35 protein-coding genes are annotated in these 25,382 nt (G+C 37.5%); 33 read left to right on the top strand and 2 right to left on the bottom strand.

The features are described from left to right. Nucleotides 1-2 precede the first annotated feature (2 nt). Nucleotides 3-3,158, bottom strand: coding sequence for a SusC/RagA family TonB-linked outer membrane protein (locus tag GN157_RS08205; RefSeq protein WP_231749092.1), 3,156 nt, complete (start codon nt 3,156-3,158; stop codon nt 3-5). A gap of 487 nt (nt 3,159-3,645) precedes the next feature. Between GN157_RS08205 and GN157_RS08200 the strand changes: the two genes are divergently transcribed. Next, a complete protein-coding gene (locus GN157_RS08200; protein ID WP_157482821.1) occupies nt 3,646-6,387 on the top strand; it encodes a fibronectin type III domain-containing protein in 2,742 nt (913 codons plus the stop codon). A gap of 50 nt (nt 6,388-6,437) precedes the next feature. Here GN157_RS08200 and GN157_RS08195 read toward each other — a convergent pair whose 3' ends face one another. After that, nucleotides 6,438-8,033: a BamA/TamA family outer membrane protein gene (locus tag GN157_RS08195; protein ID WP_231749090.1), complete on the bottom strand. Its 1,596-nt coding sequence runs from the start codon at nt 8,031-8,033 to the stop codon at nt 6,438-6,440. A gap of 251 nt (nt 8,034-8,284) precedes the next feature. Between GN157_RS08195 and rpsL the strand changes: the two genes are divergently transcribed. The 32 genes from rpsL to rplQ all read left to right on the top strand — a co-directional run bounded on the left by rpsL (nt 8,285) and on the right by rplQ (nt 25,318). Beyond that, nucleotides 8,285-8,665, top strand: coding sequence for a 30S ribosomal protein S12 (gene rpsL / locus GN157_RS08190; protein ID WP_035129761.1), 381 nt, complete (start codon nt 8,285-8,287; stop codon nt 8,663-8,665). A 27-nt stretch (nt 8,666-8,692) separates the two neighbouring features. Continuing rightward, nucleotides 8,693-9,169, top strand: coding sequence for a 30S ribosomal protein S7 (gene rpsG, locus GN157_RS08185; protein ID WP_035129762.1), 477 nt, complete (start codon nt 8,693-8,695; stop codon nt 9,167-9,169). Nucleotides 9,170-9,192: 23 nt separating this feature from the next. Further along, complete coding sequence (gene fusA, locus GN157_RS08180; RefSeq protein WP_157482817.1) at nt 9,193-11,316, top strand: elongation factor G; 2,124 nt, start codon at nt 9,193-9,195, stop codon at nt 11,314-11,316. Nucleotides 11,317-11,327: 11 nt separating this feature from the next. Beyond that, nucleotides 11,328-11,633 carry a 30S ribosomal protein S10 gene (gene rpsJ / locus GN157_RS08175; protein ID WP_035129767.1) on the top strand — a complete coding sequence of 102 codons (306 nt, stop codon included), beginning with the start codon at nt 11,328-11,330 and terminating at the stop codon, nt 11,631-11,633. Nucleotides 11,634-11,743: 110 nt separating this feature from the next. Beyond that, complete coding sequence (gene rplC, locus GN157_RS08170; protein ID WP_035129769.1) at nt 11,744-12,361, top strand: 50S ribosomal protein L3; 618 nt, start codon at nt 11,744-11,746, stop codon at nt 12,359-12,361. After that, nucleotides 12,361-12,990, top strand: coding sequence for a 50S ribosomal protein L4 (gene rplD / locus GN157_RS08165; RefSeq protein ID WP_035129772.1), 630 nt, complete (start codon nt 12,361-12,363; stop codon nt 12,988-12,990). The genes rplC and rplD overlap by 1 nt, the downstream gene beginning before the upstream one ends. Before the next feature lie 7 nt (nt 12,991-12,997). Next, entirely contained in the window at nt 12,998-13,288 is a 291-nt protein-coding gene (gene rplW, locus GN157_RS08160) for a 50S ribosomal protein L23 (protein ID WP_035129776.1), read from the top strand. A 6-nt stretch (nt 13,289-13,294) separates the two neighbouring features. Further along, the gene (gene rplB, locus GN157_RS08155; protein ID WP_035129779.1) at nt 13,295-14,119 is read left to right on the top strand and encodes a 50S ribosomal protein L2; all 825 of its coding nucleotides are present in this window, start codon (nt 13,295-13,297) and stop codon (nt 14,117-14,119) included. An 11-nt stretch (nt 14,120-14,130) separates the two neighbouring features. Beyond that, complete coding sequence (rpsS, locus tag GN157_RS08150) at nt 14,131-14,409, top strand: 30S ribosomal protein S19 (protein WP_020213638.1); 279 nt, start codon at nt 14,131-14,133, stop codon at nt 14,407-14,409. Between the two features lie 9 nt (nt 14,410-14,418). After that, complete coding sequence (rplV, locus tag GN157_RS08145) at nt 14,419-14,829, top strand: 50S ribosomal protein L22 (protein WP_035129784.1); 411 nt, start codon at nt 14,419-14,421, stop codon at nt 14,827-14,829. A gap of 8 nt (nt 14,830-14,837) precedes the next feature. Beyond that, a complete protein-coding gene (gene rpsC / locus GN157_RS08140) occupies nt 14,838-15,563 on the top strand; it encodes a 30S ribosomal protein S3 (protein WP_035129787.1) in 726 nt (241 codons plus the stop codon). 19 nt (nt 15,564-15,582) lie between these two features. After that, entirely contained in the window at nt 15,583-16,002 is a 420-nt protein-coding gene (gene rplP, locus GN157_RS08135; protein WP_129749318.1) for a 50S ribosomal protein L16, read from the top strand. Nucleotides 16,003-16,014: 12 nt separating this feature from the next. After that, nucleotides 16,015-16,206 carry a 50S ribosomal protein L29 gene (rpmC, locus tag GN157_RS08130; RefSeq protein WP_035129792.1) on the top strand — a complete coding sequence of 64 codons (192 nt, stop codon included), beginning with the start codon at nt 16,015-16,017 and terminating at the stop codon, nt 16,204-16,206. Between the two features lie 17 nt (nt 16,207-16,223). Then, nucleotides 16,224-16,481, top strand: a complete 258-nt coding sequence (gene rpsQ, locus GN157_RS08125; RefSeq protein ID WP_035129794.1) for a 30S ribosomal protein S17 — start codon at nt 16,224-16,226, stop codon at nt 16,479-16,481. A 2-nt stretch (nt 16,482-16,483) separates the two neighbouring features. Then, on the top strand, nt 16,484-16,852 hold the full coding sequence (gene rplN, locus GN157_RS08120) for a 50S ribosomal protein L14 (protein ID WP_035129796.1): 369 nt from the start codon (nt 16,484-16,486) through the stop codon (nt 16,850-16,852). Between the two features lie 12 nt (nt 16,853-16,864). Continuing rightward, nucleotides 16,865-17,179, top strand: coding sequence for a 50S ribosomal protein L24 (rplX, locus tag GN157_RS08115; protein WP_035129797.1), 315 nt, complete (start codon nt 16,865-16,867; stop codon nt 17,177-17,179). Between the two features lie 2 nt (nt 17,180-17,181). After that, nucleotides 17,182-17,733 carry a 50S ribosomal protein L5 gene (gene rplE / locus GN157_RS08110; RefSeq protein WP_035129798.1) on the top strand — a complete coding sequence of 184 codons (552 nt, stop codon included), beginning with the start codon at nt 17,182-17,184 and terminating at the stop codon, nt 17,731-17,733. A gap of 3 nt (nt 17,734-17,736) precedes the next feature. Next, nucleotides 17,737-18,006 (top strand): 30S ribosomal protein S14, encoded by a 270-nt coding sequence (gene rpsN / locus GN157_RS08105; protein WP_035129799.1) that lies wholly within the window; start codon nt 17,737-17,739, stop codon nt 18,004-18,006. Between the two features lie 71 nt (nt 18,007-18,077). Continuing rightward, nucleotides 18,078-18,476, top strand: coding sequence for a 30S ribosomal protein S8 (rpsH, locus tag GN157_RS08100; protein WP_157482815.1), 399 nt, complete (start codon nt 18,078-18,080; stop codon nt 18,474-18,476). Nucleotides 18,477-18,493: 17 nt separating this feature from the next. Continuing rightward, nucleotides 18,494-19,036 carry a 50S ribosomal protein L6 gene (gene rplF / locus GN157_RS08095; protein ID WP_157482814.1) on the top strand — a complete coding sequence of 181 codons (543 nt, stop codon included), beginning with the start codon at nt 18,494-18,496 and terminating at the stop codon, nt 19,034-19,036. Nucleotides 19,037-19,047: 11 nt separating this feature from the next. Further along, nucleotides 19,048-19,398 carry a 50S ribosomal protein L18 gene (gene rplR, locus GN157_RS08090; RefSeq protein ID WP_035129805.1) on the top strand — a complete coding sequence of 117 codons (351 nt, stop codon included), beginning with the start codon at nt 19,048-19,050 and terminating at the stop codon, nt 19,396-19,398. Nucleotides 19,399-19,405: 7 nt separating this feature from the next. After that, nucleotides 19,406-19,930 (top strand): 30S ribosomal protein S5, encoded by a 525-nt coding sequence (gene rpsE / locus GN157_RS08085; protein WP_035129808.1) that lies wholly within the window; start codon nt 19,406-19,408, stop codon nt 19,928-19,930. 12 nt (nt 19,931-19,942) lie between these two features. Next, nucleotides 19,943-20,125 (top strand): 50S ribosomal protein L30, encoded by a 183-nt coding sequence (gene rpmD, locus GN157_RS08080; RefSeq protein WP_035129810.1) that lies wholly within the window; start codon nt 19,943-19,945, stop codon nt 20,123-20,125. Nucleotides 20,126-20,140: 15 nt separating this feature from the next. Beyond that, nucleotides 20,141-20,593 (top strand): 50S ribosomal protein L15, encoded by a 453-nt coding sequence (rplO, locus tag GN157_RS08075; protein WP_157482812.1) that lies wholly within the window; start codon nt 20,141-20,143, stop codon nt 20,591-20,593. Nucleotides 20,594-20,607: 14 nt separating this feature from the next. Continuing rightward, entirely contained in the window at nt 20,608-21,954 is a 1,347-nt protein-coding gene (gene secY / locus GN157_RS08070; RefSeq protein ID WP_157482810.1) for a preprotein translocase subunit SecY, read from the top strand. An 8-nt stretch (nt 21,955-21,962) separates the two neighbouring features. Then, on the top strand, nt 21,963-22,178 hold the full coding sequence (gene infA, locus GN157_RS08065) for a translation initiation factor IF-1 (protein ID WP_035129818.1): 216 nt from the start codon (nt 21,963-21,965) through the stop codon (nt 22,176-22,178). Between the two features lie 10 nt (nt 22,179-22,188). Continuing rightward, a complete protein-coding gene (gene ykgO, locus GN157_RS08060; protein WP_002987490.1) occupies nt 22,189-22,305 on the top strand; it encodes a type B 50S ribosomal protein L36 in 117 nt (38 codons plus the stop codon). Between the two features lie 2 nt (nt 22,306-22,307). Then, nucleotides 22,308-22,682 (top strand): 30S ribosomal protein S13, encoded by a 375-nt coding sequence (gene rpsM / locus GN157_RS08055; protein ID WP_035129820.1) that lies wholly within the window; start codon nt 22,308-22,310, stop codon nt 22,680-22,682. A gap of 11 nt (nt 22,683-22,693) precedes the next feature. Further along, nucleotides 22,694-23,077, top strand: a complete 384-nt coding sequence (gene rpsK, locus GN157_RS08050; protein ID WP_035129822.1) for a 30S ribosomal protein S11 — start codon at nt 22,694-22,696, stop codon at nt 23,075-23,077. A 91-nt stretch (nt 23,078-23,168) separates the two neighbouring features. Further along, the gene (gene rpsD, locus GN157_RS08045) at nt 23,169-23,774 is read left to right on the top strand and encodes a 30S ribosomal protein S4 (RefSeq protein ID WP_035129825.1); all 606 of its coding nucleotides are present in this window, start codon (nt 23,169-23,171) and stop codon (nt 23,772-23,774) included. A 20-nt stretch (nt 23,775-23,794) separates the two neighbouring features. Beyond that, the gene (locus GN157_RS08040) at nt 23,795-24,787 is read left to right on the top strand and encodes a DNA-directed RNA polymerase subunit alpha (RefSeq protein ID WP_035129828.1); all 993 of its coding nucleotides are present in this window, start codon (nt 23,795-23,797) and stop codon (nt 24,785-24,787) included. A gap of 33 nt (nt 24,788-24,820) precedes the next feature. Then, on the top strand, nt 24,821-25,318 hold the full coding sequence (gene rplQ, locus GN157_RS08035; protein ID WP_035129831.1) for a 50S ribosomal protein L17: 498 nt from the start codon (nt 24,821-24,823) through the stop codon (nt 25,316-25,318). The last annotated feature ends 64 nt before the right edge of the window (nt 25,319-25,382 follow it).

Here is a 25,382-nt window from a genome sequence, read left to right as displayed (position 1 = left end):
TTTTAAAAGTTTGCTTTAATGCTGAAACCGATACTTCTTGTTGAAGGGTTCGCGCTAAATTCACCAAACTGACTACGTAAATCTGTACCAAATGTTGAAGCTTCAGGGTCAATGTACTGATTGCTTCTAGGTGTCCATAAGAATAGGTTACGGCCTATGGCAGATACCTGTAATCTTTGTATAAATCCGTCACCTAATAATTCAGATGGTAAATCGTAGCTTAAAACAACCTCTCTTAGTTTAATGAACGACTTGTCAATTACTGTTGCTCTTGCAAGTGCATCAGCTCTGTAATAATCATCCATGTGCTCTACATCAACTGCAGTTGTGTTAGGAGAGTAAGAAATGCTACCGTCATCAGCTACATTTTTAACTACCGATCCAGGTACGATAAATGGCTGACGATCGTTGTATGTTGTTGTTATAGAGTTACCTGTAAAGCGTGTAATGTCTGCAGTACGAGAGTACATTAAACCTCCCTGGCGTATATCAAATGTAAAATCAAGTGTTACACCTTTCCATCTAAAGGTATTTCCAATACCCATGGTATAATCATATTGTGTATCACCATAAACCTCTTTTACAGATGAAGCAATTGGCACACCATTAGCATCTACTACAATGTTTCCGTCAGGATCTGTTTCCGGAACACTACCCATAATAAGAGCAATAGGCTCTCCCGGTCTTGCTATAAGTGATGTTGTACTTAAACCGCCAAGGTCTACCTGTTGGATACGTGGGTCAAGCTCTTCAAGTATTGCATTGTTTGTTGCAAAGTTTACCGAAGTACTCCACTCAAAACCATCAGTTTTACTTCTTATAAGATTTAAAGTAAGTAAAGCTTCAAAACCTTTGTTAGATATAGTACCAATGTTTGCAGTTTGGTTTGTATAACCGCTACTAGGTGCTAACGGAAGGTTTAATATCTGGTCTTCTACTTTTGCATCATAGTATGTTGCGTCAATAGAGATTAAGTTGTCAAAGAAAGAGGCTTCAATACCTACTTCAAACTCTTTTCTTCTTTCTGGTCTTAGGTCTGGGTTTGCCAGTCTGTTACCTACTTCATAACCAGTTATTCCGTTTACAGGATAGTTGTAGTTTCTAAATCCTTGGTTGTCTGTGCTACCTAAAGCATATATAGGTAGTACCTGGTATGGATCTGTATCAACCCCTGTTTCACCATAACCAACTCTTAACTTACCGTAATTAACTACATTTTTAATTTCCGGGAAAGTGTTAGTAAATAACCAGCTCATGTTAGCACCTCCATAAAATACAGATCTTTGATCTTTTGGAAGTGTAGAGTACCAGTCATTTCTTAAGTTAGCTGTAAAATATAACTGGTCGTTAAATGATACTGTTGTTGAGTTATAAACACCATAAAGTTTTCTTGAATTTCTGGTAGATGCAATAGTAGGCACATCTGCACTATTAGCAAACGAGTAAAACCCAGGTATATCCTGGCTAGGTACGCTTGCTGCAAGTGAACTACCTTCTCTTGTGTTAGCATTGAAACCAAATGTAGAGGCTAAACCTACTTTTTCACTTAAATCAAAATTCAGGTTATAAAGTATATCATGGTTTAACTGTTTAATAGTGTTGTGTGCTTCTGCATAAGTACCAGGCTGCTCTGTAGATGTACCATCGTTAGGGCTTCCCGGGTCTGCATCAACTTCGGCAGTCCATATTCTTAATTTATCACTGTATTGGTCTAAACCAAAACGGTAAGATACGCTTGACCATTTATTTATTTCATAAGAAAGCTCGATAGAACCATAAATTCTTTCTTTATTATAGTCACTACCATTTTCGTTAAGAGTAAAATATGGGTTGGTTACACCATAAGGTGTATAGTAGTTAGAAACATTGTGGAATGGGTTAGTGTAGTCTGCAAATTCTGTGATTGGAATATCAGTAGGGATTTGCATTAGGTTATTATATGTATTAACCCCTTGTCCTGTAGATACAGCGCTACCGCCAGTATTAACATAGTTTAAATTACCACTTAAACTGAAATTTTTGATTTTTGAACTACCCGATAAACCTATAGTGTTTCTTTCAAAAGAGTCAGAGTCTGTAGGATATATACCATCCTGTTGCAGGTTTGAGTAAGAAAGTCTTACACTGCTGTCTCCGCTACCGCCTGATACTGATGTTGTTGTAAATGTTGAAGTTCCAACGTCAAAAAAGTTTTCAAGCTGGTCTTTTTGGAAAACATATGGCTTGATAAGTTGTGAATTGTCTACAACATTACCCCATGTACGTACAGTTCCGTCAAAGCGAGGACCCCATGAACCATTTTCACCTAAATAGTGAACACCGTCCCAACCCTGTCCAAAAGTAGACTGGTATTTAGGAGTTCTTAAAATTGAAGTGAAAAATGTTGTTGTAGAGAAATCTACAGCAAGTTTTCCGGCTTTACCTTTTTTAGTTGTAATCATGATAACACCATTTGCAGCACGCGAACCATAAAGTGCTGTTGCAGATGCACCTTTAAGTATTGTCATGCTTTCAATGTCATCAGGGTTAATGTCTGATGATCCACGCCCAAAGTCATAACCTCCGTCCAGAGCGTCTGAGAAGTTTGTGTTGTCATTAATTGGAACACCATCCACTACATAAAGTGGCTGGTTACTACCACCAAGTGTACTAATACCCCTAATGATAACCCCAGATGAAGCACCCGGGTCTGTAGATGCATTGGAAATTACAACACCGGCAACTTTACCTTTAATAGCGTTAGCAATATCCCCCTGTGCACCTTTTTCGATCTCTTCAGATCTAATGGTTGATGTGGCAGCACCAATCGATGCTTTTTCACGTTTAATACCTACCGCTGTAATAACTACGGCATCCAGTTCGGTGGTATCGTCTGCTAATGTTACATTTACTGTGGTCGATGAAGCAGGAACTTCCTGTGCTTTCATCCCAATGTAACTAAAAACCAGAACCTGATCCGGACCGACTTTAATTTCATACTTACCATCGATGTCCGTTTGAACTCCGTTTGTTGTTCCTTTAATTAAAACGTTAACACCCGGAAGCGGAAAACCTGTCTGGTCTATGACAGTACCCGAAACTGTCCTCTCCTGCGCAAATGAGATTTGCATTATCAACGCAAAGAAGAGCGTCAATAATCCCTTTAGTTTTGTCTTCATTGAAATAGATTTGAGTTAGTTAACCAAATTTCTTATGTTGAAACTATTATTCCAAATTTTTTTGGATATATTTTATAATTTTAAGAGATTTTTAAGATTTTTTGTAGGAAAAAATTAGCTAAATTGTAGTAAATGTGTGTTGATTTAAAACTAATATTGTTAAAAGTGTTATAAAAATTTCGATTTTTAGATTTTTTTAACAAAACACTCTTCGCATTTCTTTAACCCTAATTTAAAGATGATGTAATTTAAAAACGATTGTAACAGTCTACTTTTGATGCGGACAAAAAAGTAATAGTAGATTAAGTAGTTTTAGTTTAGTTTAAAGGAGCTATCTGTGGAGACAGGTAGCTTTTTTGTTTTTACTGTTTTTGGACTTTATATGATGCAGTTTTGTTAACTCATGCTTAAACTTTTTGTAATCGCTGTCGTGATTAGTAGGGGTAATTTTGCGCATCATTCATCATAAAACTTTAAATCATAAACAATGAACAGAATTTACTTAGTGATTTTTTTCTGTGCTTTAGGTTTGGGAGGTTACGCACAAACGTTAAATCCTTATTTACAGGCACCAACCACAAACTCAATTTATGTTAACTGGAAAACAGAATCTAACCCTGAGTCAGTAGTTGAGTACGGAACAGCGGAAAATAATCTGGCTAACACGGTTAACGGAACTAATCAGGTTTTTAATGATACCGGGTATCAGGATAACTATTATTATCATACTGTTAAGATTGAAGGGCTTTCTTCAAACACAAAATACTATTATAGGGTTAAAACCGGAGAAGCAGTTTCTGAGGTTTACTCTTTTAAAACACTTCCTATGCCGGGTGAGGCTGCTACTGAAGACGGACACCTTCGCTTCCTTGTATTGGGAGATAATCAAATGAGGAATGTTCCCCGTTTTGACTCATTAGTATCGGCAGCAAAAAGAAAGATAGCTGATAAATGGGGTATTGATGCAGATCCGGCAGATAATATTGCGCTTACTGTTATGGTAGGGGATCAGGTAGATGTTGGTACGTTGGATCATTATGAAAATGTACACTTTAAAAAGAATAAAGCTTTGTCGGGTTATTTACCTATACAAACACTTGTAGGTAATCATGAAACTTATGGTACACTGGGTATGCAGGCTTACTATAATCATTACATACTGGATGAGATGTCTTATCAGGGAATTACTTCAGGAACCGAAGATTATTATGCGAATCAGGTGGGTAATACTCTTTTTATAGCTCTAGATACAGAGCATACCGGTTTACAGCAACTTAACTGGGTTACTCAGGTTCTTGAAGCAGCAAATAATGACGACACGGTAGACTGGATTATATCATTAGGTCACAGGCCGTATCAGGCAGAACAGTATGTGGGTGATATATCTACCTGGGTTCGTAATACTGTTATGCCGGTTTTAGTAACATCACCAAAACATATATTACATATAGGTGCACACCATCACCTGTACCATAGAGGTCAATTAAAAAATACACCAACTTACCAAATCATATCCGGAGGTGTAGCTTGGGATCAATATTGGGGTATGGCTGTAGAAGAGGATTTTGAAGATGTGCAGAAAACAATATCAAACTGGATCTATCAGATAATTGATATCGATGTGAACAACGGTACTTTTGATGTTGAGGCTTACTCTATAGGTAGTGTGTATACATGGAAGAACAACGAGCTTATGGATGAGTTTCACCGTTACTTGGGGTTAGAGTCGCCGGATACGCCAACAATTGAAAACGATTTTAACGGAGGTGATGTTGAGCTTCCGCTTGTAATTGAAGGTAGTGAGTATGCTACAACTTCAGAGGAGCCTTTGAACTCTACACAATTCTTAATAGGTAAAACACCTGAGTTTGATATTATAGAGAAAGATGTGTATAGGGATTTCGAAAATCTTTTCGGCCCTGTAGGTACGCAGGTAGATACAACTGCTAATATTAATGAAGGGGTAGATATTACTAAGCTTACTATAGCTGAAAACGAAATTCCAAACGGACAGTATTTTGTAAAACTGCGTCACAGGGATAGTAACCTGAACTGGAGTGAATGGAGTGAGGTGAAATCGTTTAATATTATAAACAGCGAATTTGCCAATACACTTATCCAGACCGATACCATTGCTTATGCGCCTAATACTCCGGTTGCGGTTTCTTATTCAGATGCGCCGGGTAATAATACCGATTGGATTGGGGTGTATAAATTAGAGCAGGAGCCGGGTAGTGGTAATCCGTCGGAAGACTGGGCTTACCTTAACGGACAAAATAGTGGTAACGTAGTGTTTGATGGTTTTGCTGATTACGGAAGATATTATGCTGCCATTTTTGAAAACGACAGTTATACTGAAGTAGCCGATAGGCAGGTGTTTTATGTTGGGCCGTTTGTTGAGTTAAGTACAGATGAAGAGGTATACGGTTCAGGCGATGCGGTTACTGTTTCTTTTGAAAACGGACCGCAGTTGCAAAATGACTGGATAGGTGTTTATAAAGTGGGACACATACCGGGAGATGTAAACTCTACACAATGGCAGTATGTAACTTCGGCTGACGGTAGTTTTACTTTTGAGGGACTGGCTGATGGGTATTATTATGCAGAGTATTATTTACAGGATGGTTATTATAGTATAGGAAATAAAGTGTTTTTCCAGGTAGGTGAGCAAATCACTCAGCTTATGATTAATAAAACGGTTTATAACTTAAATGAGAATATTATTGCCACTTGGACCGATGCGCCGGGTATAATAAAAGACTGGTTGGGGATTTACCATGAGGGAGATGATCCAAATGTTGATGAGCTTGTAAGTTATACTTATTTTGACGGGCAGCCGGAAGGTACTAAGGTTATACCTGATGAGAATATGCCTGCCGAGCCGGGAGATTACTTTATAGTAATGTTTACTAACGATTCATACAATGAGGTGTCTAACAGAATTTCTTTTGAGGTTGAGGATGATAGTATGGGTGTTTCTGAATACAGTAGTGAAACCGGCGTAATGGTTTATCCTAATCCGGTTAAAAAAGGAGAGAAAACTTATATCAAATCAAAATACCCAATTGATAAAATTGATATGTTTGATATGACAGGTAACCTGTTCTATTCGTCTAAAAACATAAACGATTATAATTATTCGTTAATCAATCAAAGTTTACCAAGCGGGGTGTATGTTTTAAAAATACATTCTAATAAGGTATATACTGTTAAGGTAATAGTAGACTAATTACGTTTATATAAAGAAAAAGCCGCTTAATCAAGCGGCTTTTTTTGTTTTTAAAAAGTAGTTCTAAAGCTAAGGTGTACAATAGAGTTGGATAACTTTATGGTTTGATCTTTTGTGCTTCCGTTAGCATATATAATATTGAAGAGTCCGGTTTTGGTTAAAAGTCCGAAACCAAACCCTAGTCCCAACAGATTATCTTTTATGTTTGATGTCTCATCCTGAATGTATCCGTAATCGGTAATGGAATGGATGTACATGTTTGGAGCGAGTACATAGCGGTATTCTGCTATAAGCGCAGTGTAGAGATTTGCCTGTAGGCTGTTTTCATTAAATCCTCTAAAGGAATTAATTCCTCCAAAACGATACAGTTCACTCACTATATAATTGTCGCTTTCTAAATAAAACGTTTGGTTTTTGAGGTTGATTATATTCCTGTCGTTTAGGTATAAGTTGTGTGATGCTTCCAGTTGAATAAAATACTGGTTGCTGCTTCCGGTTTTAGAGTCCCGTTGTCCCAGTCCGCCTTTAACTTCAAGGCTGGTTTTTTCGGGGAATAAAAAATCGTTGGTATTGTAATTAGCATACTCATAAGTGGTGGTCCAAAAATGATTGGAGTAGTCGCTAAGGGTGCTGCTGTTTAAATTTTGAATATCTACAGATTCGGTTTGCTGGTAACCTAAAAACAGTTTTGAGTTGTAGCTAAAGTAATAACCAAGGTTAAGGTCGGTTACCGTGTTTTGGAAAGTGCTGTCCTGCTTAAATATTTTAAGGCTGGCTTTTATTCCAAGCGGACTCTTAAATATGTAGGGTAGCTCCAGTGCTGCGTTAAAGGTGGTTTGTTTTTGTCCGTCGCTTTTCCAGTACAGGTTAAATTTCTCGCCTGAGTTTAATACATTATTAAGCAGGATGTCTACATATCCGTTAAAAATAATGTTATCGCTATCGTCGTTGGTAAAGCCTATAAAACCGTCAAAAGTATTTGGTTTTCCTTTTTCAAGGTACACATATATATTAGTACTGTCTTCTTTAAAAAGGATTTCAGGGTAACGGGGTTGGGTTACAAAACGCAATGAGTTGAAGTCTTTGTAAATGTGTTCCAGATTACTTTGGTTAAAAGTTTTTCCTTTATACTGTCGCAGTATATTTCGTCTTATTCCTTCGGGGAAGTTTTTGTATCCTTCTATAGTCAGTCCGTTTATGGTTCTCTTCTTTTCTGTTTTTAGCAGTAGGGAGGCATAAAGGGAGTTGTTTACTTTGTTGTAGTCTGATAATTGTACCGAGCTTATGGAGTAGCCTTTCTGTTCCAGTAGTTTGGTGTTAGATGTCATAAAACTTTCGGCTTCTTCCAATGGTATTGTGATGGTGTCTTGAGTAATATTGAGAAGCTCTTTTTCTTCTCCCGATATTTTTCCGGTGTATATATATAAGGTGTTGGTTTTGATGCCGGTACTAAAACTGTATACAAAAGTAGTGTCGTTTGTTTTTATATAATCCTGAATGTGTGCTTCAAGGTATCCTTTTCTTTGTAAGGTGGCAGTTAGTTTTTTTGCTTCGTCATTAACTGATTTTGCATTGGCGTGTGATTTGTTGTAACCAACAGAATCGATAATTTTCGTTTCAGTATCGGTTTTGCCTTCTGCTTTCAAATAGTAATTTTGGGCGTTTGCCCAAAAAGAAAAAAACAAAAGAGTGTATATGGATAAAAGGTATTTCAATTTTTGAGTCTTGATACGGTAAAAGTAACGCAAAAAAAGTGCAAAAAATATATTGGGGCAATTTTGAATACAATTCGTTTGAAAATTAATGGATTAAGATTTGTTTTGTAATTTTTAATTTATACATTTGCATCCCCGAAAAAAGCGGGTTTTTAAAACATAAGAAATTTTTAATATTAATTATGCCAACAATTCAGCAATTAGTAAGAACAGGGAGAGCCCAGATAACTAAGAAGAGTAAATCGGCTGCTTTAGATTCTTGTCCTCAAAGAAGAGGGGTTTGTACACGTGTTTACACTACTACACCTAAGAAACCGAATTCTGCAATGCGTAAAGTTGCAAGGGTTCGTTTAACAAACGGTAACGAGGTGAATGCTTACATCCCAGGTGAGGGTCACAATCTACAGGAGCACTCGATAGTATTAGTTAGGGGTGGAAGGGTTAAAGATTTACCAGGAGTTAGATACCACATTGTACGTGGTGCTTTGGATACTGCCGGTGTTAACGGTAGACTTCAAAGAAGGTCTAAGTATGGTGCAAAACGCCCTAAAGACAAAAAGTAATTTTAAAAAAACTTTTAAAGTAAAGACATGAGAAAAAGACAGGCCAAAAAAAGACCTCTTTTACCAGATCCAAAGTTTAATGATCAGTTAGTAACACGTTTTGTAAACAACTTAATGTGGGACGGTAAAAAATCAACTGCTTTTAAAGTATTCTATGATGCTATCGAAATCGTAGATCAAAAGAAACAGGACGAAGAGAAATCAGCATTAGAAACTTGGAAAGATGCTATTAACAATGTAATGCCACACGTTGAGGTGAGAAGCCGAAGAGTAGGTGGTGCTACTTTCCAGATCCCAATGCAGATCAGACCAGATAGAAAAATCTCTATGGCTATGAAATGGCTGATCCTTTATGCAAGAAAAAGAAATGAGAAATCTATGGCTCAAAGGCTAGCTTCAGAAATCTTAGCTGCTGCTAAGGAAGAAGGTGCTGCTGTTAAAAAGAGAATGGATACTCATAAGATGGCAGAGGCTAACAAAGCATTCTCTCACTTCAGATTTTAATTCATAAAGAAACATTATAAAAAATGGCAAGAGATTTAAAATATACAAGAAATATAGGTATTGCTGCTCACATTGATGCCGGTAAAACGACAACAACTGAGCGTATCCTTTTTTACACGGGTAAATCACACAAAATTGGTGAGGTGCACGATGGAGCTGCTACCATGGACTGGATGGCGCAGGAGCAGGAGAGAGGTATTACTATTACTTCTGCTGCTACGACTTGTACATGGAACTTCCCTACAGAGCAGGGTAAGCCACTTCCAGAGTCTAATCCATACCACTTTAACATTATCGATACTCCGGGTCACGTTGACTTTACAGTAGAGGTAAACCGTTCGTTAAGGGTTCTTGACGGACTTGTGTTCCTTTTTAGTGCAGTAGATGGTGTTGAGCCACAGTCTGAAACTAACTGGAGACTTGCAGATAATTACAGAGTTCCTCGTATGGGATTCGTAAACAAAATGGACCGTCAGGGTTCTAACTTCCTTGCAGTTTGTCAGCAGGTTAAAGATATGCTTAAGTCTAACGCTGTGCCAATCGTTTTACCAATTGGTGATGAGGCAGACTTTAAAGGTGTTGTAGATCTTATTAAAAATCAGGCTATCGTATGGCATGATGATACTCAAGGTGCAACATTTGATATCGTTCCAATTCCTGAGGATATGAAAGAAGAAGTTCATCAGTACAGATCTCAACTTATCGAAGAGGTTGCTGCTTATGATGAGAATCTTCTTGAGAAATACATGGAAGACGAAAACTCAATTACAGAAGAAGAAGTAAATGAGGCATTAAGAAAAGCTACTATTGATATGGCTATTATCCCAATGCTTTGTGGTTCTTCATTCAAAAATAAAGGAGTTCAGTTTATGCTGGATTCTGTTTGTAAATTCCTTCCTTCTCCACTTGATAAAGAGGCGATTGACGGAACTAACCCTGATACAGAGGAGCCTATTTCTCGTAAGCCATCTGTAAGCGAGCCGTTCTCTGCGTTAGCATTTAAAATTGCTACTGACCCTTATGTTGGTCGTTTAGCATTCTTTAGAGCTTACTCAGGTCGTCTTGATGCAGGTTCTTACGTGTTTAACACTCGTTCAGGTAATAAAGAGCGTATTTCCCGTATCTACCAGATGCACGCTAACAAGCAAAATGCTATCGAATTTATCGAGGCTGGTGATATTGGTGCTGCTGTAGGTTTTAAAGATATCAAAACCGGAGATACCCTTTGTGATGAGAAACACCCAATCGTACTTGAGAGTATGAACTTCCCTGATCCGGTAATCGGTATCGCTATTGAGCCTAAAACTAAGGCTGACGTAGATAAAATGGGTATGGCTTTAGCAAAACTTGCTGAAGAAGATCCAACGTTTACAGTGAGAACTGATCACGCTTCAGGACAAACTATCATCTCTGGTATGGGTGAGCTTCACTTAGATATCCTTGTAGACCGTCTTAAGAGAGAGTTTAAAGTAGAGGTTAATCAAGGTGAGCCACAAGTTGAGTACAAAGAGGCTATTACACGTTCTGCTAACCACAGAGAGGTTTATAAGAAACAGTCTGGTGGTCGTGGTAAGTTTGCTGATATCGTGTTTAAACTAGAGCCGGCAGACGAGAACGTAGTAGGTCTTCAGTTTGTTAACGAGGTGAAAGGTGGTAACGTTCCTAAAGAATTTATCCCTGCTGTTGAGAAAGGTTTCAAAGAAGCTATGAAACAAGGTCCTCTTGCAGGTTATGAAATGGATAGTATGAAAGTTACTCTTACTGATGGTTCATTCCACCCTGTGGATTCGGATGCATTATCATTCGAATTAGCAGCTAAAATGGGTTACAAAGAGGCTGCTAAAGCTGCCGGAGCTGTAATTCTTGAGCCAATCATGAAGCTTGAAGTACTTACTCCTGAAGAGAACATGGGTGATATCGTAGGTGACCTTAACCGTCGTCGTGGTCAAATTAACAACATGGACGACAGAGCAGGTTCTAAAGTAGTTAAAGCTAGCGTGCCTCTATCAGAAATGTTTGGTTATGTAACTACTCTAAGAACACTTTCGTCTGGTCGTGCAACTTCTACAATGGAGTTCTCTAACTATGCTGAAACACCTTCTAACATCGCAGAGGAAGTAATTAAAAAAGCTAAAGGAAACGCTTAATTAAAAAGAAAATGAGTCAGAAAATCAGAATAAAATTAAAATCATACGATCACAGCCTTGTAGACAAGTCTGCAGAGAAGATCGTTAAAACTGTAAAGAGTACAGGTGCAGTTGTTACTGGTCCTATTCCGTTACCAACTCACAAAAAAATATTCACTGTGCTACGTTCTCCACACGTAAACAAAAAATCAAGAGAGCAGTTTGAGCTAAGCTCTTACAAAAGACTTCTTGATATTTACAGTTCTTCTTCTAAAACTATCGATGCTCTTATGAAATTAGAGCTTCCTAGTGGTGTTGAAGTAGAGATCAAAGTGTGATAAAATAAACTAAGAAAGCAAGTGTCAGGCTTTTGGATTATCCTTTAGCCTGATACTTCTTCTTGTATAAGAGAAAAAATTTAAATACGTAATTATAATTAATTTTTAATATGTCTGGGTTAATTGGTAGAAAAATCGGCATGACCAGTATTTTCGATGAAAACGGAAAAAACATTCCGTGTACAGTAATCGAAGCTGGACCATGCGTTGTTACCCAAGTCAGAACCAATGAGGTTGACGGGTATAAAGCGTTACAACTTGGTTTCGATGACAAGTCAGAAAAGCACACAACAAAAGCGGCTCAAGGTCACTTTAAGAAAGCTGGAACTGATGCGAAGAAAAGAGTCGTTGAATTCAAGTATTTTGAAGAAGAACATAACTTAGGTGATGTTCTAACTGTAGATTTGTTTAATGAAGGTGAGTTCGTAGATGTACAGGGTGTATCTAAAGGTAAAGGTTTCCAGGGTGTTGTTAAGCGTCACGGTTTTGGTGGTGTTGGACAAGCTACTCACGGTCAGCACAACCGTCTTAGAGCGCCAGGTTCTGTAGGTGCGTCATCTTACCCTTCAAGAGTATTCAAAGGAATGCGCATGGCAGGTAGAACAGGAGGAGAAAATGTAACAGTTCAAAACCTTAGAGTTTTAAAAGTAGTAGCTGATAAAAACCTACTAGTTGTTAAAGGATGTGTTCCTGGACACAAAAACTCTTACGTAATCATTCAAAAGTAATGGAAGTAAAAGTATTAGATATCAACGGAAAAGAAACAGGCAGAACGGTTACTCTTTCTGATTCTGTATTCGCAATTGAGCCTAATAATCACGCGGTATACCTTGATGTAAAGCAGTACCTTGCTAACCAAAGACAAGGAACTCACAAAGCTAAAGAAAGAGCTGAAGTTACAGGAAGTACCCGTAAGATTAAAAAGCAAAAAGGAACCGGTACTGCACGTGCAGGAAGTGTTAAGAGTCCAGTGTTCAAAGGAGGAGGTACAATTTTCGGCCCAAGACCAAGAAGTTACTCTTTCAAACTGAACAAAAACCTTAAACGTTTAGCGAGAAAATCTGCTCTAACAATCAAAGCAAACGAGTCAAATTTAACAGTAGTTGAAGACTTCACATTCGAAACTCCAAATACTAAAAATTTCATTAACGTTTTGAAAGCTTTAGGGTTAGAGAATAAAAAATCTCTATTTGTGTTGGGTGATACAAATAAAAATGTATATTTGTCGTCACGCAATTTAAAGGCGTCTAATGTTGTAACTACCTCAGAATTAAACACTTACGCGATTTTAAACGCGAATAATTTAGTTCTTTTAGAAGGTTCGTTAGAAGGAATTCAGGAAAATTTAAGTAAATAATAGGGCAATGAGTATCATAATAAAACCTATCATTACCGAAAAAATAACCAAAGACGGTGAACTTTTCAACCGTTTTGGTTTTGTTGTTAATAAAAAAGCAAACAAAATCCAGATCAAAAATGCAGTTGAAGCTGCATATGGAGTTACTGTTGTTAATGTTAACACAATGAATTACAGGGCTGATAGAACAGTTAAATACACTAAGAGTGGTTTAATTAGCGGAAAGACAGCAGCTTACAAAAAAGCAGTTGTTCAAGTACAGGAAGGTGAAACAATAGATTTTTATAATAATATCTAATAGAAAATGTCAGTTAGAAAATTAAAACCTATTACCCCGGGTCAGCGTTTTAGAGTTGTAAATAGCTTTGACACTATTACAACTGATAAGCCGGAGCGTTCATTACTCGCACCGAAAAAAAACTCAGGAGGTAGAAATAGTCAAGGAAAAATGACCATGCGTTACACAGGCGGTGGTCACAAACAGAAGTATCGTGTTATAGATTTTAAAAGAGCTAAAGCTGGGATTCCTGCTACAGTTAAAACAATCGAATACGATCCAAACCGTTCAGCTTTTATTTCACTATTGGCTTATGCTGATGGTGCTAAAACATACATCATAGCTCAAAATGGTTTACAAGTAGGTCAAACCGTGGTTTCAGGAGAGAATGCTGCTCCTGAAATCGGTAATGCTTTACCTTTAAGCAAAATTCCTCTTGGAACTGTTATATCTTGTATCGAGCTACGTCCTGGTCAGGGAGCAGTTATTGCTCGTAGTGCTGGTACTTTTGCTCAGTTAATGGCTAGAGATGGTAAATATGCTACAATTAAAATGCCTTCAGGTGAAACAAGGTTAATCCTTTTAACTTGTTCGGCTACAATTGGAGCTGTTTCTAACTCTGATCACCAATTAGTTGTATCTGGTAAAGCAGGTAGATCTAGATGGTTAGGTAGAAGACCGAGAACTAGACCAGTAGCGATGAACCCGGTTGATCACCCAATGGGTGGTGGTGAAGGACGTTCTTCAGGAGGTCACCCACGTTCAAGAAAAGGTTTACCGGCTAAAGGTTACAGAACTCGTTCTAAAGTTAACCCGAGTAATAAGTATATCGTAGAACGTAGAAAGAAATAATTAAGTAAGATATGGCACGTTCATTAAAGAAAGGACCTTTCGTTCACTATAAATTAGAAAAGAAAGTTCAGGAAAATATCGAAAAAGGTAACAAAGGAGTTGTTAAGACTTGGTCTAGAGCTTCTATGATTACTCCGGATTTTGTTGGGCAGACTATCGCAGTACACAACGGACGTCAATTCGTTCCGGTTTATGTAACAGAGAATATGGTAGGTCATAAATTAGGAGAATTTTCACCAACAAGATCGTTTAGAGGTCACGCTGGTGCAAAAAATAAAGGTAAAAAATAATAAGAAGCTATGGGAGTTCGTAAAAGAGAAAGAGCAGAGCAGACAAAAGAAGCTAAGAAGCAAGTTGCATTTGCTAAGTTAAATAACTGCCCTACTTCACCTAGAAAAATGCGCATAGTGGCAGATCTAGTAAGAGGTCAGAAAGTAGAGCTTGCTCTTAATATATTAAAATTCAATAGTAAAGAAGCTTCTCGTAAACTTGAGAAATTATTGCTTTCTGCAATAAACAACTGGCAGCAAAAAAATGCTGATGCAAGTTTAGAGGATGCAGGACTATTTGTAAAAGAGATCAGAGTTGATGGCGGTATGATGCTTAAAAGGCTAAGACCGGCTCCTCAGGGTCGTGCTCACAGAATAAGAAAACGTTCTAACCACGTTACAATCGTGTTAGGAGCTAATAATAACACACAAAGCAATTAATAAGCAGTATGGGACAAAAGACAAATCCAATAGGAAATCGCCTTGGTATCATCAGGGGTTGGGATTCTAACTGGTATGGTGGAAATGACTACGGTGACAAACTTGCCGAAGATCACAAAATCAGAAAGTATATCCATGCCCGTTTAGCTAAAGCAAGTGTGTCTAAAGTAATCATCGAGAGAACTTTAAAGCTTGTAACCGTTACTATCACTACTGCCCGTCCAGGTATCATTATCGGTAAAGGTGGTCAGGAGGTAGACAGGCTAAAAGAAGAGCTTAAGAAAATTACTGACAAAGAGGTTCAAATCAACATCTTTGAAATTAAAAGACCTGAACTTGATGCTCACCTTGTAGGTTCTAGCATTGCACGTCAGATTGAAGGCCGTATCTCTTACAGAAGGGCTATCAAAATGGCAATCGCGGCTGCTATGCGTATGAATGCAGAGGGTATCAAAGTTATGATATCTGGTCGTCTAAACGGTGCTGAAATGGCACGTTCAGAAATGTTCAAAGAAGGAAGAATTCCTCTATCAACTTTCAGAGCTGACATTGATTATGCACTAACTGAAGCTCACACTACTTATGGTAGAATGGGAATTAAAGTGTGGATCATGAAAGGCGAGGTTTACGGTAAGAGAGACCTTTCTCCGTTAGTAGGTATGGATAAAAAACAATCCAAATCTTCAGGGTCAGGAAAACCACAGGGTAAATCTGGTCAACGCAAAAGAAAGTAATTATTTAAACTAAAGAAAAATGTTACAGCCTAAAAGAACTAAATACCGTAAGGTACAGAAAGGTAAGATGAAAGGCGTGTCTCAAAGAGGTCACGAACTTTCTAACGGAATGTTTGGTATAAAATCTTTAGATTCATCTTTTATTACTTCTCGTCAAATAGAGGCTGCTCGTATCGCTGCAACCCGTTATATGAAAAGAGAAGGTCAGTTGTGGATTAAAATTTTCCCGGATAAGCCTATCACAAAGAAACCTCTAGAGGTACGTATGGGTAAAGGTAAAGGTGCAGTTGAATACTGGGCTGCTGTTGTTAAACCGGGAAGAATAATGTTTGAAGTTGGCGGTGTGCCTTTATCAGTAGCAAAAGAGGCTTTACGTCTTGCTGCTCAAAAGCTACCAGTAAAAACTAAGTTTATAGTTGCCAGAGATTTCGAAGCGTAATCTAAATTTATTATGAAACAATCTGAAATTAAAGATCTATCTGCAGCTGAGTTACAGGAAAAACTTGGTGAATTACAAAAAACATATACCGATCTAAAATCAGCTCACGCTGTTTCTCCAATTGAGAATCCGTTGCAAATTAGAACCGTAAGAAGGTCTATTGCACGTGTGGCAACTGAGCTAAGCAAAAGAGAGTTACAATAATTGTATTCTGCTGAAAGATGGAAAAAAGAAACTTAAGAAAAGAGAGAATAGGTGTTGTTACTAGTAACAAAATGGAAAAATCCATAGTAGTTGCTGAAACTAAAAAAGTAAAACACCCATTATATGGTAAGTTCGTGTTAAAAACTAAAAAATACGTTGCACACGACGAAACAAACGATTGTAACATTGGTGATACTGTAAGGATCATGGAAACACGTCCTTTAAGTAAATCTAAATGTTGGAGATTAGTTGAAATCATTGAAAGAGCGAAGTAATTATGGTACAACAGGAATCTAGACTAAAAGTAGCAGATAACACGGGAGCAAAAGAAGTTTTGACTATCCGTGTATTAGGGGGAACGAAAAGACGTTATGCCTCTGTTGGAGATAAAATTGTAGTTTCAGTAAAAGACGCTACTCCTAACGGTAACGTTAAAAAAGGAGCTGTGTCGACTGCAGTTGTTGTACGTACCAAAAAAGAAGTGAGAAGAGCCGACGGTTCATACATCAGATTTGATGATAACGCATGTGTATTATTAAATGCTGCTGGTGAAATGAGAGGAACTCGTGTTTTTGGTCCTGTAGCAAGAGAACTTCGTGAAAAACAATTCATGAAAATTGTATCATTGGCACCTGAAGTGCTTTAATTGTTTTTAAAGATGATAAAGCTAAAAATAAAATCAGGAGATGCTGTAAGAGTTATTGCCGGAGACCATAAAGGTTCTGAAGGTACAGTTCTTAAAGTACTTCGTGACAAAAACAAAGCGATCGTAGAAGGCGTGAACATGGTGTCTAAGCACACTAAGCCAAGCGCTCAAAACCCTCAGGGTGGTATCGTGAAGAAAGAAGCTCCTATCCACATTTCTAACCTTGCACTTGTTGATCCTAAAACTAAGGAAACTACAAGAGTTGGTGTAAGAACTGAAGGAGATAAGAAAGTGAGATTTTCAAAAAAATCTAATCAAGTATTATAGTGATGGCTTATATACCAAGATTAAAAGAAGAATATAAGAGTAGAGTTATTTCTGCTCTTACAGAAGAGTTCGGTTATAAAAACGTTATGATGGTTCCAAAACTTGAAAAAATCGTTTTAAGCCGTGGAGTTGGTGCAGCTGTGTCTGATAAGAAATTAATCGACTATGCTGTAGAAGAGTTAACAAAAATCACTGGTCAAAAAGCAGTGGCTACTATTTCTAAAAAGGACGTTGCGACTTTCAAATTAAGAAAAGGTATGCCAATTGGTGCTAAAGTTACTTTACGTGGTGAAAGAATGTATGAGTTTTTAGACAGACTTATCACAGCTTCTCTTCCACGTGTTAGAGACTTTGGTGGTATCAAAGCTACAGGTTTTGACGGTAGAGGTAACTATAACCTGGGTGTAACTGAGCAAATCATTTTCCCTGAAATTGATATTGATAAAGTTAACAAAATCGCAGGTTTAGATATTACATTTGTAACTTCTGCACAAACTGATAAAGAAGCGAAGTCATTATTAACTGAATTAGGTTTACCTTTTAAAAAGAACTAAGTCATGGCTAAAGAATCAATGAAAGCCCGCGAGGTGAAAAGACAAGCGTTAGTAGATAAGTATGCTGAAAAGAGAAAAGCTTTATTAGAAGCCGGAGACTACGAAGCACTACAAAAACTTCCTAAAAATGCTTCTCCTGTACGTTTACACAACCGTTGTAAATTAACAGGTAGACCAAGAGGGTATATGCGTCAGTTTGGTATTTCACGTGTAACTTTCCGTGAAATGGCTAATCAGGGGTTAATACCGGGTGTTAAAAAAGCCAGCTGGTAATAAAAGAATTATAAATTGGTTTCAGGTTCGGCCTTTTTAAGGCCGAAAACCGTTACCGCAAATTAATATATATGTATACAGATCCTATCGCAGATTATCTAACAAGAGTTAGAAATGCAGTAAGAGCAAACCACAAAGTGGTTGAAATTCCTGCTTCTAACCTTAAAAAAGAGATCACTAAGATTTTATTCGATCAGGGATATATCTTAAGTTACAAATTTGATGATAACAAAGTACAAGGTACCATCAAAATCGCTCTTAAGTACGACAAAGAAACTAAAGAGCCTGTAATTAAGGATATCCAGAGAATTAGTAAACCAGGTTTACGTAAATATGCAGGTGCTACCGAATTACCTAGAATATTAAACGGTCTAGGTATAGCTATCGTTTCTACATCAAAAGGTTTGATGACCGGAAAACAAGCTAAACAACAAAATGTTGGTGGTGAAGTAATCTGTTACGTATACTAATAATAAAGACTTATACAATGTCAAGAATAGGTAAAAATCCAATTGCAATACCGTCTGGAGTAACAGTAGATGTTAAAGATGGCGTTATTACAGTAAAAGGAAACAAAGGAGAACTTACTCAGGATTTTACAGATGTTACTGTAAAAGTTGAGGAAGGACAGGTAATTGTTGAAAGATCTTCTGACAACAAGAACGACAGATCTAAGCATGGTTTATACAGAGCCCTGATTAATAATATGATTATTGGTGTATCTGAAGGCTTTACTAAGTCATTAGAGTTGGTAGGTGTAGGTTACAGAGCTTCTAACCAGGGTAATAAACTTGATATCGCTCTAGGTTTTTCACACAACATCGTTTTAGACGTTGTTTCTGAAGTAACAGTAGAGACTGTATCTGAGAAAGGTAAAAACCCAATCATTAAGTTATCTTCTCATGACAAACAACTTTTAGGCCAGGTTGCTGCAAAGATCAGATCTTTCCGTAAGCCGGAACCTTACAAAGGAAAAGGAGTTAAGTTTGTAGGTGAAGAACTAAGAAGAAAAGCAGGTAAATCAGCTTAAAAATTAAGACTATGTCATTAACAAAATCTGAAAGAAGACAACGAATTAAGTTCAGAATCAGAAAGATTGTAAGCGGAACTGCTGCTCAACCAAGACTTTCTGTTTTTAGAAGCAATAAAGAAATCTATGCTCAAATCATAGATGATGTGAACGGTGTTACTCTAGTTTCTGCATCTTCAAGAGAGAATGAAATAACTAAAGGTACTAACATTGAGACTGCTGCAGCTGTAGGTAAACTTGTTGCAGAGAGAGCTTTAAAAGCTGGTATTGAAACCATCACTTTTGACAGAGGTGGATACCTTTACCACGGACGTGTTAAATCATTAGCTGAAGGCGCTAGAGAGGCCGGACTAAAATTCTAAGAAAATTATGTATCATAATTATAAAAACGTAGAACTAGTAAAACCAGGCGGACTTGAATTAAAGGATCGTTTGGTAAGTGTTAATCGTGTTACTAAAGTTACAAAAGGTGGTAGAGCTTTCGGTTTTTCTGCTATTGTAGTTGTAGGAGACGAGAACGGAGTAGTAGGCCACGGTCTTGGAAAATCTAAAGACGTATCTGAAGCTATCGCTAAGGCAGTAGAAGATGCTAAAAAGAATCTTGTTAGAATTCCTCTATCAAGCCAAACTGTACCTCACGAACAAAAAGGTAAATTTGGTGGTGCACGTGTACTGCTTATGCCTGCTTCACACGGTACCGGAGTAATTGCCGGTGGTGCTGTACGTTCGGTTCTTGAATCTGTAGGTATTCACGATGTATTATCAAAATCTCAAGGTTCATCTAACCCTCATAACGTGGTAAAAGCAACTTTTGATGCTTTACTTCAAATGAGAAGCGCAGCTACTGTAGCTAAGCAAAGAGGTGTATCTTTAGAAAAAGTATTTAAAGGTTAATTCAAGGAAATCATGGCGAAAATATTAGTAAAACAAGTACGAAGCAAAATCAACTGTCCTCTTAATCAAAAGAGAACACTTGAGGCTTTAGGTCTTAGAAAAATGGGACAAGTTGTTGAACACGATGCAACTTCTGCTATCCTTGGAATGGTAAACAAAGTTAAACACTTAGTTTCTGTAGAAGAGACTAAATAACAATAACACACTGTTATGGATTTAAGTAACTTACAACCGGCTGAAGGTTCAGTTCACAATAAGAACAAAAGAGTAGGTAGAGGAGAAGGTTCAGGAAAAGGTGGTACTGCTGCACGTGGTCACAAAGGAGCTAAATCTCGTTCTGGTTATTCTAAGAAGATAGGTTTCGAAGGTGGTCAAATGCCATTACAGCGTCGTGTTCCTAAGTTTGGTTTTAAAAACATCAACCGTAAGGAATATGCTGGCGTAAACCTAGATACGCTTCAGGCTCTTGTAGATAACGGAATCGTTACAGATACTGTAGATTTTACAGTACTTGTAGAGAACCGCTTAGCTACAAAAAATGAACAGGTAAAGATTTTAGGAAGAGGAGAGCTTAAAGCAAAACTAAAAGTAACTGCTCACAAATTTACGGCTACTGCTAAAGCTGCTATCGAGGCTGCTGGTGGTGAAGCTGTAACTTTATAATCTTTTATAGTCACATGAAAAAATTTATAGAAGCGTTTATCAATGTTTGGAAAATAGAAGAACTAAAAAACAGAATTTTAGTTACTCTAGGATTATTACTTGTTTACCGTTTTGGTGCTCACGTAACATTACCGGGTATTGATGCAACAAAATTAAATGGCTTAGCTAATCAGGCTCAGGGCGGTATTGGATGGCTTATTGATGTATTTACAGGTGGAGCGTTCTCGCAGGCGTCTGTATTTGCTTTAGGTATCATGCCTTATATCTCTGCGTCTATCGTTGTTCAGTTAATGGGTATTGCGGTTCCTTATCTTCAAAAGTTACAAAAAGAAGGTGAGAGCGGTAGAAAAAGAATCAATCAGATTACCCGTTGGCTAACAATATTAATCACTTTAGTTCAAGGTCCTGGTTACATCTATAACCTGTACAGAACTTTGCCTAGAGAAGCTTTTTTGATAAGTTCAGACTCTGTTCCTTTCATATTCTCTTCTGTGGTTATCTTAACTACAGGTACAATTTTTGCAATGTGGCTAGGTGAAAAAATTACCGACAAAGGTATTGGTAACGGTATTTCACTGTTAATTCTTGTAGGTATTATCGCAAGAATGCCTCAGGCTTTTGTTCAGGAGTTCACATCTCGTGTATCTGAGAACAACGGAGGTCTAATGCTTTTGGTTTTTGAAGTAGTAGTATGGTTGTTAATCATTATAGCTTCTGTTCTGCTTATTATGGCAGTAAGAAAAATACCTGTGCAGTATGCTCGTCGTACTGCCACAGGAGATTTCGAACAGGATATTGCGGGTGGTAACAGGCAATGGATTCCTTTAAAGCTTAACGCTGCGGGAGTTATGCCAATTATCTTCGCTCAGGCTATTATGTTTATACCGGCAGCACTAGCAGGTCTTTCTGAGGCTGACGCTGCCAGAACAATTACTGCTCAATTCCAAAATGTGTTCGGTTTAGCGTATAATATAGTTTTTGCACTATTAATTATAATTTTTACGTACTTTTACACCGCGATTACAGTACCTACTAATAAAATGGCGGATGACCTTAAGAGGAGTGGAGGATTTATACCGGGTGTTAGACCAGGTGTTGAGACTTCAGATTATCTAGACAAAATCATGTCTTTAATCACATTCCCAGGTTCATTATTCCTTGCAATTATTGCCGTGTTCCCGGCAATTGTAGTGAGCTTAATGAATATCCAGTCACAGTGGGCTTTGTTCTATGGCGGAACATCGCTGTTAATCATGGTTGGGGTTGCAATAGATACTATCCAGCAAATCAACTCATATCTGTTAAACAGACATTATGACGGTTTGATGAAAAGTGGTAAGAATAGAAAAGCGGTAGCTTAATAATTTTTATGGCAAAACAAGCAGCAATAGAACAAGACGGATCAATTATAGAGGCATTGTCAAATGCCATGTTCCGTGTAGAATTAGAAAACGGGCATGTTGTAATTGCTCACATTTCCGGTAAAATGCGTATGCACTACATTAAGTTGTTACCTGGTGATAAGGTAAAGCTGGAAATGAGCCCTTATGATTTGTCTAAAGCAAGAATTACTTATAGATACTAAAGCTATTAAAATGAAAGTAAGAGCATCAGTAAAGAAAAGAAGTGCCGAGTGCATCATTGTGCGTAGAAAAGGCAGATTATACGTGATTAATAAAAAGAATCCTAGATTTAAACAAAGACAAGGATAATTATGGCAAGAATTGCAGGGGTAGATATACCTAAAAACAAAAGAGGAGTTATTGCTTTAACTTATATCTTTGGTATTGGTAGAAGCAGAGCTAAAGAGATTCTGGAAAAAGCTCAGGTAAGCGAAGATAAAAAAGTACAGGATTGGAATGATGACGAAATCGGTAGCATTCGTGAGGCCGTTTCTTACTTCAAAATTGAAGGTGAACTTCGTTCTGAAATCCAGCTTAACATTAAGCGTTTAATGGACATCGGATGCTACAGAGGTATCCGTCACAGAGTTGGTCTTCCATTAAGAGGTCAGCGTACCAAGAATAACTCTAGAACAAGAAAAGGTAAGAGAAAAACTGTTGCTAACAAGAAAAAAGCAACTAAATAATAAGTAGTAGTATGGCTAAAGCGAATACAAAAAAACGTAAAGTTGTTGTTGAGTCAACAGGCGAAGCTCATATTAGTGCAACTTTTAACAACATCATCATCTCTTTAACTAACAAGAAAGGTGAAGTTATTTCATGGTCATCTGCAGGTAAGATGGGCTTCAGAGGTTCTAAAAAGAACACTCCTTATGCAGCTCAAATGGCAGCAGAAGATTGCTCAAAAGTTGCTCTTGAGGCAGGTCTTAAAAAAGTAAAAGTTTACGTTAAAGGTCCTGGAAACGGTAGAGAGTCTGCTATCAGATCACTACACAATGGTGGTATTGAGGTTACAGAAATTATCGACGTAACTCCACTACCTCACAATGGATGCCGTCCTCCTAAGAGAAGAAGAGTTTAATTTATTATAACTAGAGTATAACCAAACAGGAATACGGATTATCGGAGGAGGAGACCTGAATTCATAATCCCCTGTTTAATTATTTTTTAAAATGGCAAGATATACTGGTCCTAAAACTAAAATCGCCCGTAAATTTGGTGAGGCGATCTTCGGAGATGACAAGTCTTTCGAAAAAAGAAATTACCCTCCAGGGCAACATGGTTTAGCTAAAAAGAGAGGTAAAAAATCTGAATATGCAATCCAGTTAATGGAAAAGCAAAAAGCTAAGTACACTTACGGTGTTCTTGAAAAGCAATTCAGAAACCTATATGAAAAGGCAGCTGCTACTAAAGGTGTAACAGGTGAAGTGCTTTTACAACTTTGTGAAGCTAGATTAGACAACGTAGTATTCAGAATGGGTATTGCTCCTTCTAGAAGAGCTGCAAGACAAATCGTTTCACACAGACACGTTACTGTAAACGGTGAAGTTGTTAACATTCCTTCTTACCACCTTAAGCCAGGAGATAAAGTTGCTGTTCGTGAGAAATCAAAATCTCTAGAGGCTATCGATCGTTCTTTATCAAACTCTGCTCATGTTTACGAGTGGATCACTTGGAACAACGATACTAAAGAAGGTACTTTTGTTTCAGTACCTGCAAGGATACAAATTCCTGAAAACATCAAAGAACAACTAATCGTTGAGTTGTATAACAAATAAAAATTGACATCAGTCGAAATATGGCAATATTTAATTTTCAAAAGCCCGATAAAGTTATCATGATCGATTCTACCGATTTCCAAGGTAAATTTGAATTCAGACCTTTGGAACCGGGATATGGATTGACTGTTGGTAACGCATTAAGAAGAGTTTTGCTTTCTTCTCTTGAAGGTTACGCAATTACTTCTGTTCGTATCGAAGGAGTTGACCATGAGTTCTCTACAATAGCTGGTGTTGTTGAAGATGTTACTGAGATAATCCTTAACTTAAAACAAGTTCGTTTTAAGCGTCAGATTGACGACATCGATAACGAATCTGTTACTGTATCAGTAACAGGTAAAGATCAGCTGACAGCTGGTGATTTCCAGAAATTTATTTCAGGATTCCAGGTGTTAAACCCTGAGCTTGTTATCTGTAACATGGACAGCAAAATAAACATCAACCTTGAACTTACTATCGAGAAAGGTAGAGGTTATGTGCCTGCAGAAGAGAACAAGAAGCAAAACGCAGCTATAGGAACTATTTTTACAGACTCTATCTTTACTCCTGTAAAGAACGTTAAGTATACAATAGAGAACTTCCGTGTTGAGCAAAAAACCGACTACGAAAAACTGGTTTTTGAAATTATCACCGATGGTTCAATTCATCCTAAAGATGCTCTTACAGAAGCAGCTAAAACGTTAATACACCACTTTATGCTGTTCTCTGATGAAAGAATTACACTTGAGGCCGATGAAATAGCTCAAACAGAATCTTATGATGAAGAATCACTTCACATGAGACAACTGCTTAAAACTAAGCTGGTTGATATGGATCTTTCTGTAAGGGCATTAAATTGTTTGAAAGCGGCTGAAGTTGATACATTAGGAGACTTAGTATCGTTTAATAAAAATGACTTAATGAAGTTCCGTAACTTTGGTAAAAAATCTTTGACCGAGCTTGATGAGCTTGTTGCTTCTAAGAATTTACACTTCGGGATGGATTTAACGAAATATAAATTAGATAAAGAATAATCTGGGCCGTAAAGGTTTTAATTACAGACAGCAATGAGACACGGAAAAAAAGTAAATCATTTAAGCAGGCAAGCTGGTCATAGAAAGTCTATGCTAGCTAACATGGCTTGCTCCCTTATAGAGCACAAGCGTATCAATACGACTGTTGCTAAGGCGAAAGCCCTTAAGCAGTTTGTTGAGCCTCTTGTAACAAAGTCTAAAGAAGATACAACTCACAACAGACGTATCGTTTTCTCTTACCTGAGAAACAAATATGCAGTTACTGAGCTTTTCAGAGAAGTTTCTGCTAAAGTTGGAGATCGTCCGGGTGGATATACTCGTATCATTAAACTTGGTAACCGTCTTGGTGATAACGCTGATATGGCAATGATCGAGTTTGTAGACTTTAACGAACTGTACAACGCTGCTAAGAAAGAAGCTAAGAAAACTACTCGTAGAGGTAGAACTAAAAAAGCTGCTACTACTGCTGAAGCTCCTGCAGCTGAAGCTCCTGCTGTTGATACAGAAGAAAACAAAGAAGCTACTGAATAATCATGGTAAAACTGATTTTTCAATAATATTAAAAAGGATAAACTTTATAGTTTGTCCTTTTTTT

The sequence above is a fragment of the Flavobacterium rakeshii genome (assembly GCF_009741375.1).
Lineage (GTDB): Bacteria > Bacteroidota > Bacteroidia > Flavobacteriales > Flavobacteriaceae > Flavobacterium > Flavobacterium rakeshii.
Note: the sequence above shows the minus strand (reverse complement) of the source record. Positions and strands in the feature narration are given on the sequence as shown.